Genomic DNA, 2,112 nt, shown 5'->3' on the forward strand with positions numbered 1-2,112 from the left:
TCGAATTGTCCAACTATAACGGGATTCCTCATTTGATGACACCTGTCGTTACGGATCCGAAGAAGGCCGCCAATGTTTTGCGTTGGGCCGTAAAGGAAATGGATGATCGATATAAGCGCTTTGCCTTGACGAAAACACGTGATATTAAGAGATATAATGAACTCAATCCGGAAGAAGCCATGCCGTATGTAGTCATTATTATTGACGAATTGGCGGATCTCATGATGGCTGCCGCCGGTGATGTGGAAGATTCTATTTGCCGTTTGGCACAGAAGGCTCGTGCCTGCGGTATGCATCTGGTATTAGCTACGCAGCGACCGTCCGTGGATGTCATTACCGGTCTTATTAAGGCCAATGTACCCAGTCGTATTGCCTTTGCCGTATCGAGTCAAATTGATTCGCGTACCATTTTGGATATGGCCGGAGCGGAAAAACTCATCGGTAAAGGAGATATGCTTTTTTATCCCATGGGCGCTTCCAAACCTGTGCGCGTACAGGGTGCTTTTGTCTCGGACGGAGAAATCGACGAGTTGGTAGAATATATTAAAGAGCAACGCCGTCCTCAGTACAATGAAGCGGTTGAAGCGGCTCAGCAGGAGGCATCTCACGACGGCGGTAAAGACGACTTCTTTGAAGACGAGCTTATGGACAAGGCTATTATGATGGTTATGGAAACTCAGCAAGCTTCCGTATCCTTGTTGCAACGCCGTTTTCGTATCGGTTTTTCGCGGGCGGCACGCATGATCGATACGATGGAAGCCATGCATATTGTCGGGCCGTCCAACGGCAGTAAGGCCAGAGATATATTGATGACGCCTGAAGAGGTACAGGAAAAGTATTTTTCGCATTCATAGGCGCCAAGGAAATAACGGAGGATAAGCAAGTTGTCTTCAATCGGTAATATATTGCGGACCGAGAGGGAAACTCAAGGTCGTACGTTGACGGAAGTATCCAAGGCCGTCTATATTAAAACGAAGTATTTATCCGCCTTGGAAGAGGAAAATTTCGCCGTCATTCCCGGAGAGGTATATGTCAAGGGCTTTATCCGTGCCTATGCCTCCTATTTGGGCATGGACGGGGAAGAACTCGTGGCTCAATACGACGGACCGAGTGAACCGGTTCTTTTGCAAAAAGCGGCTCCTACCGCCGTGGAAAGCGGAAAAGGACGGCGTAGGCGTCGTCGCAAGACTGTAAGTTGGCCGGAGATTACGATTATTGTAGGAGTAATTTTGTTTATTCTCCTCATAGTATGGTTGATTGTTTAGAGGTAGACGATGAGTACGGAATTTTTGGTAACAAGTCGTAAAGATATGGAAGAACGCGGCTGGGATCAGCTTGACTTCGTATATGTCAACGGGGATGCCTATGTGGATCACCCCGGCTTTGCAGCGGCTCTGATCGGACGCATGCTGGAAGAGCGCGGTTATCGTGTAGGCCTTATTTCTCAACCGGATTGGCACGATGTCGAGGCGTTTAAGGTTCTCGGCAAGCCGCGCCTGGGTATTCTGATTACGGCGGGAAACCTCGATTCTATGCTCAGTGAAAAAACGGCTGCCAAGAAAATTCGCAATACGGACAGTTATTCGCCGGGCGGGAAGGCCGGTCGGCGTCCCGAACGAGCAACGATTGTATACGCCAACCGCATGCGTGAAGCCTATAAAGACGTACCCATCATTATCGGAGGGATTGAAGCGAGTCTCAGACGCTTTGCTCATTACGATTATTGGTCCGATAAGGTGCGGCATTCCATGCTGCTGGACAGTAAGGCTGATATCCTGAGCTACGGTATGGGTGAACATTCGGTAGCTCAAATAGCAGATGCGCTGGCGGAAGGAAAAACGACGGCGGAAATGTATAATATTCGCGGCATTTGTTATGTGACGAGCAAGATGCCGAATATTAAGGATTCCGTTTTCTGCCCTTCTTATGAAGAGGTTAAGGCGGATAAGTATAAATTTGCCGAAGCTTTTAAAATTCAATATGAAGAGCAAGACCCTTTTTACGGAAAGACGATTATTCAACCGTCTGAAAATCGGTTTGTCGTTCAAACTCCGCCGGCAGAACCGTTGACGACGGCGGAAATGGATGCTATTTACGAATTGCCGTTTACGC

2 protein-coding genes and 1 pseudogene are annotated in these 2,112 nt (G+C 48.2%); all 3 read left to right on the top strand.

The annotated features are described in order from the left end of the window. On the top strand, window positions 1-854 hold an 854-nt coding region (locus tag PGX78_RS07560), incomplete at its 5' end, for an FtsK/SpoIIIE domain-containing protein (RefSeq protein WP_270446270.1). A gap of 30 nt (window positions 855-884) precedes the next feature. After that, complete coding sequence (locus PGX78_RS07565; protein ID WP_040773908.1) at window positions 885-1,265, top strand: helix-turn-helix domain-containing protein; 381 nt, start codon at window positions 885-887, stop codon at window positions 1,263-1,265. A gap of 9 nt (window positions 1,266-1,274) precedes the next feature. Beyond that, window positions 1,275-2,112, top strand: a pseudogene (locus PGX78_RS07570) (YgiQ family radical SAM protein); the annotation flags it as partial.

Source organism: Megasphaera sp. AF13-6AC, assembly GCF_027685385.1.
Taxonomy (GTDB): Bacteria; Bacillota; Negativicutes; order Veillonellales; family Megasphaeraceae; genus Megasphaera; species Megasphaera micronuciformis.